At 64.0% G+C, this 16,148-nt stretch carries 14 protein-coding genes; 7 read left to right on the plus strand and 7 right to left on the minus strand.

Annotated elements, in window-relative coordinates; genetic code table 11:
• The first annotated feature begins 302 nt into the window (after positions 1-302).
• Both pgi and EOA23_RS05455 read left to right on the plus strand, forming a co-directional pair.
• The gene (gene pgi, locus EOA23_RS05450; protein ID WP_245474000.1) at positions 303-1,910 is read left to right on the plus strand and encodes a glucose-6-phosphate isomerase; all 1,608 of its coding nucleotides are present in this window, start codon (positions 303-305) and stop codon (positions 1,908-1,910) included.
• Between the two features lie 5 nt (positions 1,911-1,915).
• On the plus strand, positions 1,916-2,641 hold the full coding sequence (locus EOA23_RS05455) for an HAD family hydrolase (RefSeq protein WP_127303154.1): 726 nt from the start codon (positions 1,916-1,918) through the stop codon (positions 2,639-2,641).
• Here EOA23_RS05455 and EOA23_RS05460 read toward each other — a convergent pair.
• Positions 2,638-3,270, minus strand: a complete 633-nt coding sequence (locus EOA23_RS05460) for a 50S ribosomal protein L11 methyltransferase (protein WP_127303164.1) — start codon at positions 3,268-3,270, stop codon at positions 2,638-2,640. The two genes, EOA23_RS05455 and EOA23_RS05460, sit on opposite strands and share 4 nt — an antisense overlap.
• 71 nt (positions 3,271-3,341) lie before the next feature.
• Entirely contained in the window at positions 3,342-5,288 is a 1,947-nt protein-coding gene (locus tag EOA23_RS05465; protein WP_127303155.1) for a long-chain fatty acid--CoA ligase, read from the minus strand.
• 460 nt (positions 5,289-5,748) lie between these two features.
• Between EOA23_RS05465 and EOA23_RS05470 the strand changes: the two genes are divergently transcribed.
• Genes EOA23_RS05470 through EOA23_RS05490 form a run of 5 tightly spaced genes read left to right on the plus strand, consistent with a single transcriptional unit; the run spans position 5,749 to position 10,987 of the window.
• Positions 5,749-7,347 (plus strand): ABC transporter substrate-binding protein, encoded by a 1,599-nt coding sequence (locus EOA23_RS05470; RefSeq protein ID WP_127303156.1) that lies wholly within the window; start codon positions 5,749-5,751, stop codon positions 7,345-7,347.
• A gap of 51 nt (positions 7,348-7,398) precedes the next feature.
• Complete coding sequence (locus EOA23_RS05475) at positions 7,399-8,406, plus strand: ABC transporter permease subunit (RefSeq protein ID WP_127303157.1); 1,008 nt, start codon at positions 7,399-7,401, stop codon at positions 8,404-8,406.
• Positions 8,407-9,315 (plus strand): ABC transporter permease subunit, encoded by a 909-nt coding sequence (locus tag EOA23_RS05480; protein WP_108703060.1) that lies wholly within the window; start codon positions 8,407-8,409, stop codon positions 9,313-9,315.
• Positions 9,315-10,166 carry an ABC transporter ATP-binding protein gene (locus EOA23_RS05485; protein WP_126062930.1) on the plus strand — a complete coding sequence of 284 codons (852 nt, stop codon included), beginning with the start codon at positions 9,315-9,317 and terminating at the stop codon, positions 10,164-10,166. The genes EOA23_RS05480 and EOA23_RS05485 overlap by 1 nt, the downstream gene beginning before the upstream one ends.
• A complete protein-coding gene (locus EOA23_RS05490; RefSeq protein WP_127303158.1) occupies positions 10,163-10,987 on the plus strand; it encodes a dipeptide ABC transporter ATP-binding protein in 825 nt (274 codons plus the stop codon). The genes EOA23_RS05485 and EOA23_RS05490 overlap by 4 nt, the downstream gene beginning before the upstream one ends.
• A gap of 236 nt (positions 10,988-11,223) precedes the next feature.
• Here the strand turns inward: EOA23_RS05490 and EOA23_RS05495 are convergent, their stop codons facing one another.
• From EOA23_RS05495 to EOA23_RS05515, 5 genes are all read right to left on the minus strand, one after another.
• Complete coding sequence (locus tag EOA23_RS05495; RefSeq protein WP_127303159.1) at positions 11,224-12,510, minus strand: cysteine desulfurase-like protein; 1,287 nt, start codon at positions 12,508-12,510, stop codon at positions 11,224-11,226.
• Between the two features lie 49 nt (positions 12,511-12,559).
• Entirely contained in the window at positions 12,560-13,234 is a 675-nt protein-coding gene (locus EOA23_RS05500) for an amino acid ABC transporter permease (RefSeq protein ID WP_127303160.1), read from the minus strand.
• Between the two features lie 159 nt (positions 13,235-13,393).
• The gene (locus EOA23_RS05505; protein WP_042647023.1) at positions 13,394-14,191 is read right to left on the minus strand and encodes an ABC transporter substrate-binding protein; all 798 of its coding nucleotides are present in this window, start codon (positions 14,189-14,191) and stop codon (positions 13,394-13,396) included.
• Positions 14,192-14,279: 88 nt separating this feature from the next.
• Entirely contained in the window at positions 14,280-15,470 is a 1,191-nt protein-coding gene (locus EOA23_RS05510; protein WP_245474002.1) for a pyridoxal phosphate-dependent aminotransferase, read from the minus strand.
• Positions 15,471-15,647: 177 nt separating this feature from the next.
• Positions 15,648-16,148, minus strand: a 501-nt coding sequence (locus tag EOA23_RS05515) for an aldolase/citrate lyase family protein (protein WP_127303162.1), incomplete at its 5' end; no start/stop codon positions are given.

Below are 16,148 nucleotides of genomic sequence, written 5' to 3' on the forward strand. Positions count from 1 at the left end.
TATGGGTGGCATAAGGGGTTGCGCCAATCAATTTTTCTGATCGCTGGGATTTATGCCAGTGATCTATTGGCCGCGTAAGCGGTTCATTTAGCGATCGGTAAAAACAATGCTGCAGTGCATCATAAAAGCGTGATGCACTGCGGCAATGCCGCGCTTGAATGAAATGGAAATCGGCTCAATAGAATGATGCGAAAATCACGCGACGACATGAGCCGGAAACATCCGGCCTGCTAAGATAAATCTAAAAAACCGCCAGGAGCCCGCCAGTGGACCAGTCATCTTTCGACAAGCATCTTGCCGCCCTGCGTGATCAGCGCGCGGCGGCCAAGGGTACGATGCGTGAGGCTTTCGCTGCCGATCCCAAGCGCTTCGAGACGTTCTCGGCCACCGACGGCGACCTTCTCCTCGACTGGTCGAAATGCGCGGTCGACGCAAATACCATGACGATGCTGGAGAAGCTCGCCGGCGCCGCCGATCTTGCGGGACGCCGCGCGGCCATGTTCGAAGGCAAGAAGATCAACATCACCGAGAACCGCGCCGTTCTGCACACCGCGCTGCGCAACCTGACCGGAAAGAGCGTGATCGTCGACGGCCAGGACACCAAGGCCGATGTGATTGCCGTGCTCGACGCCATGGGCGCCTTCGCCGACGCCATCCGCTCCGGCAAGGCGCTAGGTGCCACCGGCAAGAAGATCACCGACATCGTCAACATCGGCATCGGCGGGTCGGACCTCGGCCCGGCGATGGTGACGCTGGCGCTGGCGCCCTACCATGATGGGCCGCGCGCGCATTATGTCTCCAATGTCGACGGCGCCCATATCCACGACACGCTGAAGGGCCTGTCCGCCGAGACGACTTTATTCATTGTCGCCTCCAAGACCTTCACCACGGTCGAGACGATGACGAATGCTGAGACGGCACGCGATTGGCTGCAGAAGGCGCTGGGCAAGGAAGCGGTCGGCAAGCATTTCGCCGCCGTGTCGACCGCCCTCGATCTGGTGGCGAAGTTCGGCATCGAGCAGGACCGCGTCTTCGGCTTTTGGGACTGGGTCGGCGGGCGCTACTCAGTGTGGAGCGCCATCGGCCTGCCGGTGATGATCGCCGTCGGCCCGCGCAACTTCCGCGCCTTCCTCGACGGCGCGCATGAGATGGACGAACATTTCCGCTCAGCACCCATGCAAAAGAACCTGCCGGTGCTGCTGGGGCTGATCGGCTGGTGGCACCGGGTCGTCTGCAAATATCCGGCCCGCGCCGTCATCCCTTACGACCAGCGCCTGTCGCGCCTGCCGGCCTATCTGCAGCAGCTCGACATGGAATCGAACGGCAAGAGCGTGACGCTGGACGGCACCGCGGTCGCCACGCCGACCGGCCCGTTGGTCTGGGGCGAGCCCGGCACCAACGGCCAGCACGCCTTCTTCCAGCTTCTGCATCAGGGCACCGACTTCATCCCCGTCGAATTCCTTGCCGCTGCCGTCGGCCATGAGCCCGAACTGAAGCACCAGCATGATCTCCTGCTCGCCAACTGCCTGGCGCAGTCGGAAGCCTTCATGAAGGGCCGCACGCTGGAAGAAGCGCGCGCGCAGATGCTGGCCAAGGGCATGAAACCGGCCGAAGTCGACAGGATCGTGCCGCATCGCGTCTTTTCGGGCAACCGCCCCTCTCTCACCATCCTCTACCGCAAGCTCGATCCGCGCACGTTGGGCCGGCTCATCGCGCTCTATGAGCATCGCGTCTTCGTCGAGGGCACGCTCTTCAACATCAATTCCTTCGACCAATGGGGCGTCGAGCTCGGCAAGGAACTGGCGACGGGCCTGCTGCCTGTCGTTGAGGGCAAGGAGACTGCCGCAAACCGCGACGCCTCGACTGCCGGACTGGTGGCTCATATCCACCAACTGCGCGGCAAGGAGTAAAAGGATTGGCGGATATCAAGGGAATATTGTTCGACAAGGACGGCACGCTTGTCGACTTCAATGCAACCTGGCTCGGTGTCGCGGACTTCATGGCGATGGATGCCGCCGAAGGCGATCGCTGGAAGGCCGATCGCCTGCTCGCCGCAGCGGGCTTCGACTTCGTCAGCAAGCGCTTCAAGCCCGACTCGATCTTTGCCTCCGGCTCGAACATGGACGTCGTCGAACTGTGGTTTCCGCGCCTGTCCGAAGAGGACCAGATGCATGCCGTTTCCCGCTTCAATGAGATCACCTCGGTGCAGGGCTCGTCGATGGCGGTGGCGCTTCCCGGCGTTCTCGATTCGCTGCGGGCGCTGCACACGCGATCCTACCGCATGGGCGTCGCCACCAATGATTCCACCAGCGGCGCCGAGAAGACACTCGCCACGCTCGGTATCGCGCAGCTCTTCGACGCCGCCTTCGGCTATGATGCCGTGGCCAACCCGAAGCCGGCGCCGGACACCGTCATTGCCTTCTGCGATCTGACCGGGCTGAGGCCGGGCGAGATCGCCATGGTCGGCGACAATCGCCATGACCTGGAGATGGCGCGCGCCGGCGGCTGCGGCCTGGCGGTGGGCGTGCTTTCCGGCACAGGCACGCGCGACTCGCTGGCGCCGATAGCCGATGTCATCCTGGACTCGGTCGCCGACCTGCCGGATTTCCTCGCCGCGCGGATGAGCGTGCCTGCGGGCTAACCGGGTTCGGCCACAAGCGCGAACACCGCGCTTGGCTTCAGCTCGCCGCCGCCGTTTCCGCCGACATCCGGCACCTGGTATTCGCCGAGCAGGCAAAGCCGCGGTCGGGGCAGCCAGGCGCGACCGGGGTCGCCGACCAGCACGTCGATGCCGGCGGCGAGGCAGCGGTCGAGGAACGGCATAATCCGCTGTCCTACGTCCTGCGCGTAGAAGACGTCGCCCGCCAGCACCAGATCTACCGCCGGCGGCGGGCCGCCGGTGACGTCCTCATCGCGTATCGCGATGGCGATGCCGTTGGCTTCCGCGTTGAGGCGGAGCGCCACCACGCCGTTGCGGTCGATCTCCGCCGCGAGCACCGCGCGCGCGCCGGCTTTCGCCGCCGCGATGCCGACCAGCCCCGAGCCGGCGCCGAGGTCGAGCACGCGCTTGCCGGCCACGATCGACGGGCGGTCCAGGACGTAGCGGGCCAGCACCGCGCCGCCGGCCCAGGCATAGGCCCAGTAGGGCGGCTGCGGCTCTGCCCCGCCTTCGTCACCGTCATCCGGTTCGAGCAGCCGCCGCAGGCCGCTGCCGGGATGCGCCTGATAGAGCCGGATCTCCGGCAGCGCCGATACCGGCGCCAGCCGCATATTCGCCTTGATGAACTCCGCCGGATCGAGCGCCTTCGCCGGCTCTCGCCTCAGGCTGGCCGTGCTATCGCTCAAGCCTGGTCCCGCAGCGCGCGACGCAGGATCTTGCCGACCGGCGTCTTCGGCAGTTCGGTGCGGAACTCGATGTATCTCGGCCGCTTGTAGCCGGTCAGGTTCTCGCGGCAATAAGCCATCAGCGCCTCGACGGTCAGCGCCGGATCCTTCTTGACCACGAACAATTTAGGCACTTCGCCGGAATGCTCGTCCGGCACGCCGATCGCGGCCGCTTCCAGCACGCCAGGGTGGTGCGCCACCACTTCTTCCAATTCGTTGGGGTAGACGTTGAAGCCGGAGACCAGGATCATGTCCTTCTTGCGGTCGACGATCTTGGTGTAGCCGCGTTCGTCCATGAAGCCCATGTCGCCAGATTTGAAGAAGTCGTCCTTGGTCATCACCTTGGCAGTCTCGTCGGGCCGGTTCCAGTAGCCGGCCATCACCTGCGGGCCGCGGATGCATATCTCGCCCACCTCGCCCAGCGGCACGTTGTTGCCGTCGTCGTCGCGGATGGCGATCTCGGTCGAAGGCAGCGGCAGGCCGATCGTGCCGGTGAAGTCGCTGGAGCTGAATTTGTTGGCGGTGGCCACCGGCGAGGTTTCGGACAGTCCGTAGCCTTCGCTCACCGGGCAGCCGGTCAGCGCCTTCCAGCGTTCGGCGACGCCCTTCTGCACCGCCATGCCGCCGCCCAGCGTCAGGATCAGCGGCTTGAAGTCCAGCTTGCGGAACTCCTCATTGTTGAGCAGCGCGTTGAACAGCGTGTTGAGGCCGGGGAAGATGTGCATCGGGTATTTCGCCAGTTCCTTGACGAAGCCCGGAATGTCGCGCGGGTTAGGGATCAGCACGTTCTGCGCGCCCTGCTGCATGCCCATCAGCGCGTTCACCGTCAGCGCGAAGATATGGTAGAGCGGCAGCGCGCAGATGAAGTTTTGATGCGCCGGCTTGGGCTTCACCGTATAGGCGTCCTCCACCCACAGCGAGTTCTGCGCGACGTTCGACAGCACGTTGCGATGCAGCAGCACGGCGCCCTTCGAGACGCCGGTGGTGCCGCCCGTATATTGCAGGAAGGCGACGTCGTCGCCGGAGACCGTGGGCGGCTTGAAGGCGATGGTCGCGCCGGTCTTGAGCACGGCGTTGAACTTGGCGTGGCCGGGCAGCGACCATGCCGGAACCATCTTCTTCACCCGCCGCACGACGAGGTTGACGATGGCGCCTTTCAGGCCGCCCAGCATGTCGCCCATCGACGCCACGATGACATGTTTCACAGGTGTTCTGGCGATGACCGCCTGCAGCGTGCCGGCGAAGTTTTCCAGGATGACGATCGCCTGCGCGCCGGAATCCTTCAACTGATGTTCCAGTTCGCGCGGCGTGTAGAGCGGGTTGATATTCACCACCGTGTAGCCGGCGCGGAGCACCGCCATCATCGCCACCGGATACTGCAGCACGTTCGGCATCATCAGCGCCACGCGCGCGCCCTTCTCCAGGCCTCTTGCCTGCAGGTAGGCGCCGAACGCGGCCGACAGCCGCTCGAGCTCCGCATAGGTGATCGACTTGCCCATGCACACGAAGGCGGGCCGACCCGCGAACTGCTTGCAGGCGCCGACAAGGAACTCGCCGATGGACTTGTAGGGCAGGGGGCCGATCTCTGCCGGCATGTTCTTTGGATAGCTTTTCAGCCACGGCTTTTCCGGCAGGCCGACCGTGAGTTCGGTGATCGCCTTCGGCAAGCCCTTCGAGGCAGATTTGGCGGTAGCCGGCTTCGTGTCCGCTGCTTTCGCGGCCGCCGCCTTGGCCTTTGGCGCTGCGGGTTTGGCGGCGGTTGGCTTTGCCGCTTTGGCGGGCGCGGCCTTCGCGGCCGTCTTCACCTTCGGCGCGGCGGCAGCCTTGGCAGCCTTGGGCGCATCGCTTTCAGCGGCCTTGGCTTTTGCTTTCGCCGGGCCTGTCGTCTTGGCTGCTTTTGCCACCTGTCTCTCCCTGTCGCCTTCGATATGGGCGCCCGCTTCCGCAAGAAGCGTCCTCCACGCCGGTTCGGATTTTCCGGGAAATCCCGCCCACCATCTATGTATTGCCTCTATCCGCGACCGTGCAAGCCTTGCCCCAGCGGCAGGGCGGGGAAAGATTTGCCGTCGAAATCCACTCCTCGACGGCCTCCCGCGTCATGCCTGGAGGGCAGGCGGACGTCCGGCGGCGCGGCCTCACCGGCTCGTTCCCCAAGACAGCCGATCAATAAAAAAATGCCGTCGTTAATAATGTTGTGAGCGGAAAAGAATGCTCATTTTTTCTATTGTTGGAGCATAATCTAGATTCTTTTCCTGCTTCCCATGGGGTACGCACACGAGGTGTTCCAAAGGCGAAGAAACGGTGCTTATATGCGCCCTTCGCGAGCCTGATAGAGGGGCTTGAGAGAACATCAGGGAGTGCTCAATGAAAAAGACAATGACTTTTGCAGCCGCGTTGCTGGCTGCAAGCGTCCTCAGCGGCATGGCCAGTGCCAAGACGCTCGTTTATTGCTCGGAGGCGTCGCCGGCCAATTTCGATCCCGGCACGACGACCGGCGGCAACGACTTCGACGCTTCGTCGCGCACGGTCTATTCGCGACTGGTCGAGTTCAAGCATGGCGGCACGGAGATCGAGCCGGGTCTTGCCGACAAATGGGAGATCTCCGACGACGGCCTTGTCTACACGTTCCATCTGCATCCGGGCGTGAAGTTCCAGACCACCGATTATTTCAAGCCGACGCGCGACCTCAACGCCGATGACGTCGTCTTCTCCTTCGATCGCCAGTTCAACAAGCAGAATCCGTGGAACGGCGACAAGTATCTGCCGAACCTCACCTGGGACTATTACACCGGCATGGACATGCCGAAATACGTCGCCAAGTGGGAGAAGGTCGACGACCTCACCGTCAAGCTGACGCTGACCGAGCCGAACGCGCCGATGCTGGCCAATCTCGGCATGGACTTCGCCTCGATCGTGTCGAAGGAATATGCCGACCAGCTCGAGAAGGACGGCAAGATGGCCGACTTCTCGACCAAGCCGATCGGCACCGGTCCGTTCCAGTTCGTCGACTACCAGCTCGACGCCGTCATCCGCTATGCGGCCAATCCGGACTATTTCAAGGGCAAGGAAAAGATCGACGATCTGGTCTTCGCCATCACGCCTGACGCGACCGCCCGTATCCAGAAGGTGCTGGCCGGCGAGTGCGACGTGGCTCCGTATCCGAACCCGGCCGACCTCGCCACCATCAAGGCCAACAAGGACGTCACCCTGCTCGACCAGGCCGGCCTCAACATCGGCTATATGAGCTACAACACCACGATCCCGCCGCTCGACAAGCCGGAAGTGCGCCACGCGCTCAACCAGGCGATCGACCGGGAGGCGCTCATCAAGTCGCTGTTCCAGGATGCTGGCGCTACGCCCGCGCAGAACCTGATCCCGCCGACGATGTGGTCGTGGAACAAGGATGTGAAGTTCGATTCCTATGATCCAGACGCCGCCAAGAAGGTGCTTGAGGCTGCCGGCTTGAAGGAAATCCAGCTTTGGGCTTCCGACCGCGTTCGTCCGTATAACCCGAACTTCCAGCGAGCCGCCGAGCTGATCCAGGCCGACTGGGCCAAGGTCGGCGTCAAGGCGACCATCGTCAACTACGAATGGACGAAGTATCGCGAGGAAGGCAAGAAGAAGGACCGTCCGGGCGCCTTCCAGATCGGCTGGACCGGCGACAATGGCGATCCGGACAACTTCTTCGCCACTCTCTTCGCCTGCTCCGCCATCGGCGTCTCGAACTACTCCAGCTGGTGCGACAAGGACTTCGAGGACCTGATCCAGAAGGCCAAGAAGACCAGCGACCAAGCCGAGCGCACCAAGCTCTATGAGCAGGCGCAGGTGATCTTCGCCAAGCAGGCTCCGGCTTTCCTGCTGGCTCACAGCCAGGTCTACGCGGTCGTTCGCAACAATGTCAGCGGCTTCAAGATGGACCCGCTCGGCATTCACCGCTTCGACGGCGTTGACAAGGCCGAATAATATTGCGAACGGGGCGGCGCTAATTCCAGCGCCGCCCCGCTCCATTTGACGATGCTCCGATATCTTCTCAACAAAATCGCCCTCCTGATCCCGACTTTGATCGGCATCACCATCTGCGCCTTCGCGTTCGTGCGCCTGCTGCCGGGCGACCCGATCCTGGCCATGGCCGGCGAGCATGGCGTCGCACCCGCCCGCTACGAAGAGCTCAAGCAGCAATTCGGCTACAATCTGCCGATCTGGGAGCAGTACGCGCGCTATGTCGGTGAGGTCGCCACCGGCGATTTCGGCGTCTCCATTTCGTCCAAGCGGCCGGTTCTCGAGGAGTTCAAGACCCTCTTCCCGGCGACGCTGGAACTATCCTTCTTCGCCATGATCTTCGCCATGGTGATCGGCATCCCCGCCGGCATCTTCGCCGCCGTCAAGCGCGGCTCATGGTTCGATCAGTCGCTGATGGGCACGGCCCTTGTCGGCTATTCGATGCCGATCTTCTGGTGGGGGCTTTTGCTGATCATCTTCTTTTCCGGCTATCTCGGCTGGACGCCGGTCTCGGGCCGCATCGGCCTGCAGTTCTTCTTCAAGCCGATCACCGGCTTCATGACCATCGACAGCCTGCTCCACGGCAAATGGGACGCTTTCCGTTCCGCGCTTAGCCATCTCGTCCTGCCTGCGATCGTGCTCGGCACCATTCCGCTGGCGGTGATCGCGCGCCAGACGCGCTCGGCGATGCTCGAGGTGCTGGGCGAGGACTATGTCCGCACCGCGCGCGCCAAAGGCCTGTCGGGGGCGCGCGTCATCGGCGTGCATGCGCTGCGCAACGCGTTGATCCCGGTCGTCACCACCATCGGCCTGCAGGTCGGCACGCTGCTCGCCGGCGCCATCCTCACCGAGACCATCTTCGCCTGGCCGGGCATCGGCAAATGGATGGTCGATTCCATCTTCAAGCGCGACTATGTCGTCGTGCAGTCGGGTCTGCTTTTGATCGCGCTCATCGTCATGGCGGTGAACCTCATCGTCGACGTGCTTTACGCCGTCATCAACCCGCGCATCAGGGCGGCATAAATGACCCAGACCGAAATCGCCCCTATGGCCGCCGGAAGTCCGGACCGCCTCACCGGCCTCAAGACCTTCTGGCACTATTTCTCGGTGAACCGCGGCGCGGTCATCGGCCTGTTCGTCTTCATCCTGCTGGTGCTGGCCGCGCTGTTCGCGCCGCTGCTCGCGCCCTACGCGCCAGACATCCAGGACAAGACCGCGTTCCTGCGGCCGCCGGCATGGCAGGAGGGCGGCTCGACGCAATATCTGCTCGGCACCGACCCGGTCGGCCGCGACATCCTCTCGCGCCTGCTCTATGGCGCACGCTTCTCGCTGCTGATCGGCGCGGTGGTGGTCACGCTGGCGCTCACCGGCGGCATTACGCTCGGCCTGCTGGCCGGCTATTTCCGCGGCTGGGTCGACGTCGCGATCATGCGCGTCATGGACCTGATCCTGGCCTTCCCGTCGCTGCTGCTGGCGCTGGTGCTGGTGACGATCCTCGGGCCCGGCCTGTTCAACGCAATGCTGGCGATCGCGCTTGTCCTGCAGCCGCATTTCGCTCGCCTGGTGCGCGCCGCCGTGATGGCCGAGAAGAGCCGAGAATATGTCGTGGCGGCGAAGGTCGCCGGCGCCGGCCATCTCAGGCTGATGCTCGCCACCATCCTGCCCAACTGCCTGGCGCCGCTGATCGTCCAGGGCACGCTATCCTTCTCCAACGCCATCCTTGAAGCGGCCGCGCTCGGCTTCCTCGGTCTGGGCGCCCAGCCGCCGACGCCGGAATGGGGCACCATGCTCGCCTCGGCACGCGAGTTCATCCTGCGCGCCTGGTGGGTGGTGACGTTCCCGGGTCTCGCCATCCTCATCACCGTGCTTGCCATCAACCTGATCGGCGACGGCCTGCGCGACGCCCTCGATCCCAAGCTCAGGAGGTCGTGATGGCGCTGCTCGACATCCAGAACCTCGTCGTCGAATTCCAGACCGCGTCCGGCCCGTTCCGTGCCGTCGACGGCGTCTCGCTCCATGTCGACGAGCGCGAGGTGCTCGCCATCGTCGGCGAATCCGGTTCCGGCAAGTCGGTGTCGATGCTGGCCGTGATGGGGCTCTTGCCATGGACGGCCGCCGTCACCGCCGACCGCATGACCTTCAACGGCCGCGACCTGTTGAAGATCAGCCCGGCCGACCGCCGCAAGATCATCGGCAAGGACATCGCCATGATCTTCCAGGAGCCAATCGCCAGCCTCAACCCCTGCTTCACCGTCGGCTTCCAGATCGAGGAAGTGCTGCGCTTCCATATGGGCATGGACAAGGCCCAGCGCCGCGCGCGCGCCATCGAGCTCTTCAAGCAGGTCGGCATTCCGGATCCCGCCGACCGGCTGAACTCCTTCCCGCATCAGATGTCGGGCGGCCAGTGCCAGCGCGTCATGATCGCGATGGCGATCGCCTGCAATCCGAAGCTCTTGATCGCCGACGAGCCGACCACCGCGCTCGACGTCACGATCCAGAAGCAGATCCTCGATCTGCTGGTCTCGCTGCAGGCCAAATACGGCATGGGCTTGATCATGATCACTCACAATATGGGCGTGGTGGCCGAGACCGCCGACCGCGTCATCGTCCAGTACAAGGGCCGCAAGATGGAAGAGGCCGACGTGCTGTCGCTGTTTGAATCGCCGAAGAGCAACTACACGCGCGCGCTGCTTTCGGCGCTGCCGGAAAACGCCGTCGGCGACCGGCTACCGACGGTCACGGACATGCTGTTCGAGGCCGCGCCTTCAGGAGCCGGCGCATGACCAAGGTCGTTGAAGGCAAGGACATCAAGCGCGACTATCATGTCGGCGGCGGCCTGTTCCGCGGCGCGCGCACCGTGCATGCGGTGAAGGGCGTGTCTTTCAGCGTCGAGAAAGGCAAGACGCTGGCGATCGTCGGCGAGTCCGGTTGCGGCAAGTCCACGCTCGCCCGCATCATCACCCTCATCGATCCGGCAACGTCAGGCGAGCTGTTCATCGACGGCAACAAGGTCGACATTGCCAGGGACGGGCTCACAAGGGAAATGCGCCGCAAGGTGCAGATCGTGTTCCAGAACCCTTACGGCTCCCTCAACCCGCGCCAGAAGATCGGCGACGTGCTCGGCGAGCCGCTCTTGATCAACACCGACAAGCCGGCCGAGGAACGCCGCGACCTCGCCATGAAGATGCTGAAGAAGGTCGGCCTGGGACCTGAGCATTACAACCGCTACCCGCACATGTTCTCGGGCGGCCAGCGCCAGCGCATTGCCATTGCCCGCGCGCTGATGCTGAACCCGAGCCTGCTGGTGCTCGACGAACCGGTCTCGGCTCTCGACCTTTCCGTGCAGGCGCAGGTGCTCAACCTGCTCGCCGACCTGCAGGACGAGTTCCAGCTGACCTACGTCTTCATCAGCCACGACCTCTCGGTGGTGCGCTACATCGCCGACGATGTGATGGTGATGTATTTCGGAGAAGCGGTCGAATACGGTCCGCGCGACGAGGTCTTCTCCAACCCCAGGCACGCCTACACCAAGACGCTGTTCGCCGCGACGCCGCGCGCCGACATCGCCAGCATCAAGGCGAGGCTTGCGAAGAAGGCGGCCTAGGCCACAGGTCGCTGTCCCAGAGGGCGGTGACCCCAGAGGTCGTCATCCTAGGGCGGAGCGACGCAAAGCGTCGCGTAGACCCTAGGATCCATGCCGTTACCTAAATGGTCAGCGCAGCGGGGCAGAATTTCTGCATCGTGAGCGGCGCTCTCACGTCACGGAACGGATCCTCGGGTCTGCGCGCGTCGCTTCGCTCCTTGCTTCGCCCGTGGATGACGACGCGGAGGTGGTCGGCATCACGACAGCTTCGCGATGATCGCCCGCAGCGCCTCGCCAAATTTGTGCACTTCCTCGACCGTGTTGTAGTGCACCAGCGAGGCGCGGATCGCGCCGCTGTCCATCGACAGGTTGAGCCGCTTCATCAGCCGCGGCGCATACATGTGGCCGTCGCGGATGCCGATCTGCAGGGCCGCCATCTCCTCGACGATCCGCTGCGGCGAAAGCTTGCCAATATTGAAGCAGAAGGTCGGCACGCGCTCGGTAATGCGTGCCTCGTCGGCGACGCCGTAGATGGTGGCGCCGCAATCCTTCAGCACCTTCATCATCTCGCTGGCCAGCATCAGCTCGTAGTCGCGGATGGCGCTCATGCCGGCGACGATGTTGTAGCGGCGTGAGCGGTTGTTCTCGGGCAGGAAATTGCGGCCCACCGATTCCAGGTAGCGCACCGCCGCGTCCATGCCCGAGACGTTCTCGTAGATGAAGGTGCCGGCCTCGACCTTGTAGGGCGGTTCGTCCGGAATGAAATCCTCGCGGAAGGTCGGCAGCCGCTTCAGCGTGTCGAAGCGGCCCCACAGGAAGCCCATATGCGGCGAGAAATTCTTGTAGCCGGAGCAGACGAGATAGTCGCAGTCCCAGGCCTGCACGTCAATCAGCCCGTGCGGGCCGTAATGCACGCAGTCCAGGAACACTTCGGCGCCTGCCGCATGTGCGATCCTGGCCACCGAGGCGACATCGACGATCGAGCCGATCGAATGCGCCGTCACCGTGCAGGCGACGAGACGGGTGCGCTCCGACACCAGCGGCTTGAGATCGTCGACATGGAGGTTGCCGTCCTCGCGCATGCGCCACCATTTCAACTTCGCGCCGGCCGGCTCCAGCGCCAGCCAGGTGGCGATATTGGCGTCGTGATCCATGTCGGTGACGATGATCTCGTCGCGTCCCCCATCCGCGTCCTTGGCGAGCATCTGGCCGATGCCGAGGCTGACCAGGCGGATGAACGAGGTCGCGTTCATGCCGAAGCAGATTTCGGACGGGCTGTAGGCGTTGATCAGGAGCGCGACGCTCTCGCGCGCCGTCGCGACCGACTGGTCGACGGTGACGCTGCGGCCATAGCGGCCGCCGCGCTGCACATTGTGCGCCACCAGATGGTTGGTCACCGCGTCGAGCACGCTTTGCGGGATCTGGGCGCCCGCGGCATTATCCATGAAGATGAAATCGCCGGCCCGCTGCAAGGCGGGAAACATGGCGCGGATCTTTTCGACCGGGAAGGCGGCGCTGGTGCTGTCGGTCTGATGCTTGTTCACGGGGCAGGCTCCTGCGAGGGACTTGGGCGGGGATGGGTATCGATGGCGGTCAGCGCGCTTTCTCGTCCTTGAAGCGGCGCTCAAGCAGGCTGACGAGGCGCACCATCGGCCAGAGGAAGATGAGGTAGACCAACGCGGCGCCGATCAGCGGCGAGGGATTGGCGTAGAGCGATTGCGCGTTGGTTGCTTCCTTCAGAAGTTCCGGCAGCGCCACCGTCGAGGCGAGCGAGGTATCCTTGAACATCGAGACGCAGTTGCTGGTCATCGGCGGGATGACGACACGGATCGCCTGCGGCAGCACCACCTTGCGTAGGGTGAGCATGAAGGGCAGGCCGAGCGCCTGCGCCGCCTCGAACTGGCCCTTCGGGATGCTCTCGATGCCGGAGCGGAAAACCTCGGCCGAATAGGCCGACATGATGATGGCGAATGCGGTCACCGCCGATGCCCAGGACGACAGACGGATGCCGAGGAAGGGCAGGGCGTAATAGATGAGGATCAGCACCACCAGCACCGGCAGGGCGCGGAAGACGTCGGTATAGCCGATGGCGAGCCACCGCAGCGGCTTCGGCGCATAGAGCCGCACCAGGCTGATCGCCAGCCCCACCGCGATGCCGATGACGATGCTCATGATCCCCAGCAGCAGCGTGTTGAGGAAGCCGCGCAGCAGCGCCGGCAAACTCGACGCAATGACGTCGGGATTGAAGAAAGTGTCGATCAGCGACATGGGAGCATTCCCGGACCGTGTTACGTCATGCGATGTCTGACAGGACCCGGGCTACCCAAATCGGATTAGCCGAAAGCATGGCGGTCCGGGGACGTCACGCGTCAAACAAGACGTGCCGGCCTTTGGAGCCGGCACGTCGCTCGTTTTGCCGCTGGCAGCTCAGGCCTTGGGCAGCGGCATTTCCTTGACGGTCGAGGAATCCGCCGGCGCGTCGGTGCCGAACCACTTCTTGTGGATCGCGGCCAGCGTGCCGTCCTTCTTCATCGCCGTCAGCGCGTCGTTGAGCTTGCCAAGCAGCGGATGGTCCTTGCTCATCATCAAGCCGTACTGCTCGCCAGTCTTGATACGTTCCTTGACGACGAGGTCCTTCATCTTCTGGAACGAATACTGCATGCCGGGGATGTCGCTGACGGCGGCATCGACGCGGCCGGCGCTGAGGTCGAGCAACAGGTTCTGCTGCGTGTCGTAACCCTTCACGTCGCTGAAGCCGTCGGCTGCCTGATGATCCTTGACCCAGGTCTCGCCGGTCGAGCCGGAGAGCACGCCGACGACCTTGCCCTTGAGGTCGGCTTCCTTGCTGATCGCGCTGTCGGTCTTGGTGGCGATGCCCATGTCGGAATCATAGTAGGGCTGGGTGAAGGAGAGCGTTTTCAACCGCTCCGGTGTGATAGTGATCGACGAGATTGCGACATCGATGCGGTTGGAACTGACAGCCGCGAACAGCGCCTGGAAGCCGAGATCGGCGATATCGGTGGTCATGCCGATACGCTTGGCCGCTTCGTTGACGATGTCGACCTCGAAGCCCTCGAAAGTGCCGCTCTCGTTCTTGTATTCGAAAGGCGGATTGGTCGGGTAGGCGCCTACATTGAGCACATCGGCGGCATAGGCGGTGGCGGGGCCGGCGGCGATGCCGATGGCGGCGGCCAGAACAAGCAGATTGCGACGCGTAAAGCTCATTGGTTTTCCCTCTGGGTCTTCCCTCTGTTGTCGATCGGGCGGGGCTCGCCCCGCACGGTTTGTTGCCGTCCCGCCTCCCAGCGGGGCGTCAATTCATGGCGGCGACCATGCGCTCGAGCGCCGTTTCTATCTGACCGCTGTCGCGGCACACACACATGCGCAGGAATGCCGCCGCCGAATTTCCAAACAGGTGACCGGGCGCCAGCCCGACGCGCGCCGTCTCCAGGATCCTGGCGCAGACCTGCCGCGCATCGGCTTCGCCTTCCATGGCGAAGAATGCGTACATGCCGCCGTGTGGCTTGGTCGGCAGGATGACGCCGGGGATCTGGGCCAGCCGGTCATAGGCGAGGTCGAGCCCGGTCCTGATCCGTTGCCTGATGTCTTCGACCAGCGGCTCGCCCTGGCGGATCGCCGCCACGGCGCCGGCCTGGATTGGCGCCGCGGTGCCGCTGTTGACGTACTGCGTCATGGCGCCGAGCTGGTCGGCAACGCCCGACGGATGCGTCAGCCAGCCTATGCGCCAGCCGGTCATCGCCCAGGCTTTCGAAAAACTGTTGACCGACAGCACCCGGTCGCCGTCTTCGGCGATCTGCAGGATCGAGGGCGCGACGTCGCCTTCGAAATAGAGCCGGCCATAGACCTCGTCCGAAATGATCCAGATGCCGGTGCGCCGGCTGAAGTCCAGCAGCGCCTGCATCTCCTCGCTCGACGCGGTCCAGCCGGTCGGATTCGATGGCGTCGACAGGAAGATCGCGCGGGTGCGCGCGTCGCAGGTCGAAAATAGCCGGTCGAGGTCGAGTTGCCAGTCGCCCTTGAAGTCGAGGGAGAACGGTCGCGGCTCGCCGCCGATCAGGTGGATGGCGTTGTGGATGTTGGGCCATTGCGGCGCGACATAGACGACATTGGTGCCGGTATCGACCAGCAGCTCCAGGGCAAGATAGAGCGCCTGCATGCCGCCCGGCGTGACCGTGGTGCGTGCGATCGGGATCGGGCGGCCATGGATGCGCGTCTGGTATTCCGACAGCGCTTCATTCAGCGGGCCATGCCCGCGCATGTTGGGGACGTAGAAGGTCAGGCCTTCGTCGAAGGCCGCCTTTGCCGCGTCGCGGATGAAGGCCGGCGTCACCACGTCGCCTTCGCCGTACCAGAGCGCGATGACATCGCCGAGTTCGCGCGCGCGGACCGCGAGGTTGGCGATGTTTTCCGTGTGCAGGTCGCGGATCTGGGCGCGCACGCCATCGAAGGCATAGCGCGCGCTGGACGACGACTGGGGCAACACAAACGACAAGGACTGAAACCCCTTCCACCCGGGCGACGACGGACCGACAGGAAAACCGCTCTGCCGCGGCAGCCGCCATCAGGATGCTATCCAAAGTGCCGCGCTTTTCAAGGTAAAAGTTTTAAGCTTAAAAAATTTGGCGCCCCTGCTGCCCAACGGATGCGGGTCGCGTCCGTTTTACGCCAGCTCGTCGCGCGCCGCGGCAAAATTGGCCGCCGCGCCGGCGCCAAGGAACATCGTGTCGCTGGCCAGCATGAAGAAGCTCGCGCCGAGGGCGCCCCATCGGCCGACATTCTGCGGGCTGGCGCAGAATATGCCGGCGGTCCTGCCATGAGCGAGCGCTGCGCCGATGATGCTCTTGATTGCCGTATTGAGCTTCTCCGTGCCGGCAGGCCCGATCGCGTCGATCGACACGGAGAGATCGCCTGGGCCGACGAAGATCAGGTCGACGCCGTCGACGGCGGCGATTGCCTCGATGTTGGCGAGACCTTCCGCCGTCTCAACCTGGACCGCGACGACGATCCGGTCATTGGCGGCGGCAAGATATTCGGGAATGCGATAGCCATAGCCGGCAGCGCGTCCGGGGCCGACGCCGCGCTCGCCCCGCGGCGGATAGCGCGAGGCCTTCACGGCAAATGCGGCCTGCTCTGCGGTCGAGACACGCGGCACGAGCACGCC

It is taken from the genome of Mesorhizobium sp. M2A.F.Ca.ET.042.01.1.1, from assembly GCF_003997405.1.
Lineage (GTDB): Bacteria > Pseudomonadota > Alphaproteobacteria > Rhizobiales > Rhizobiaceae > Mesorhizobium.

Bases quoted from the DNA above. Each gene is read 5' to 3' on its own strand.
- EOA23_RS05505 (WP_042647023.1), bottom strand. From the start codon at position 14,191: ATGAGCTTTACGCGTCGCAATCTGCTTGTTCTGGCCGCCGCCATCGGC.
- EOA23_RS05490 (WP_127303158.1), top strand. From the start codon at position 10,163: ATGACCAAGGTCGTTGAAGGCAAGGACATCAAGCGCGACTATCATGTC.
- EOA23_RS05500 (WP_127303160.1), bottom strand. From the start codon at position 13,234: ATGTCGCTGATCGACACTTTCTTCAATCCCGACGTCATTGCGTCGAGT.
- EOA23_RS05460 (WP_127303164.1), bottom strand. From the start codon at position 3,270: ATGCGGCTGGCGCCGGTATCGGCGCTGCCGGAGATCCGGCTCTATCAG.
- EOA23_RS05485 (WP_126062930.1), top strand. From the start codon at position 9,315: ATGGCGCTGCTCGACATCCAGAACCTCGTCGTCGAATTCCAGACCGCG.
- EOA23_RS05470 (WP_127303156.1), top strand. From the start codon at position 5,749: ATGAAAAAGACAATGACTTTTGCAGCCGCGTTGCTGGCTGCAAGCGTC.
- EOA23_RS05480 (WP_108703060.1), top strand. From the start codon at position 8,407: ATGACCCAGACCGAAATCGCCCCTATGGCCGCCGGAAGTCCGGACCGC.
- EOA23_RS05475 (WP_127303157.1), top strand. From the start codon at position 7,399: ATGCTCCGATATCTTCTCAACAAAATCGCCCTCCTGATCCCGACTTTG.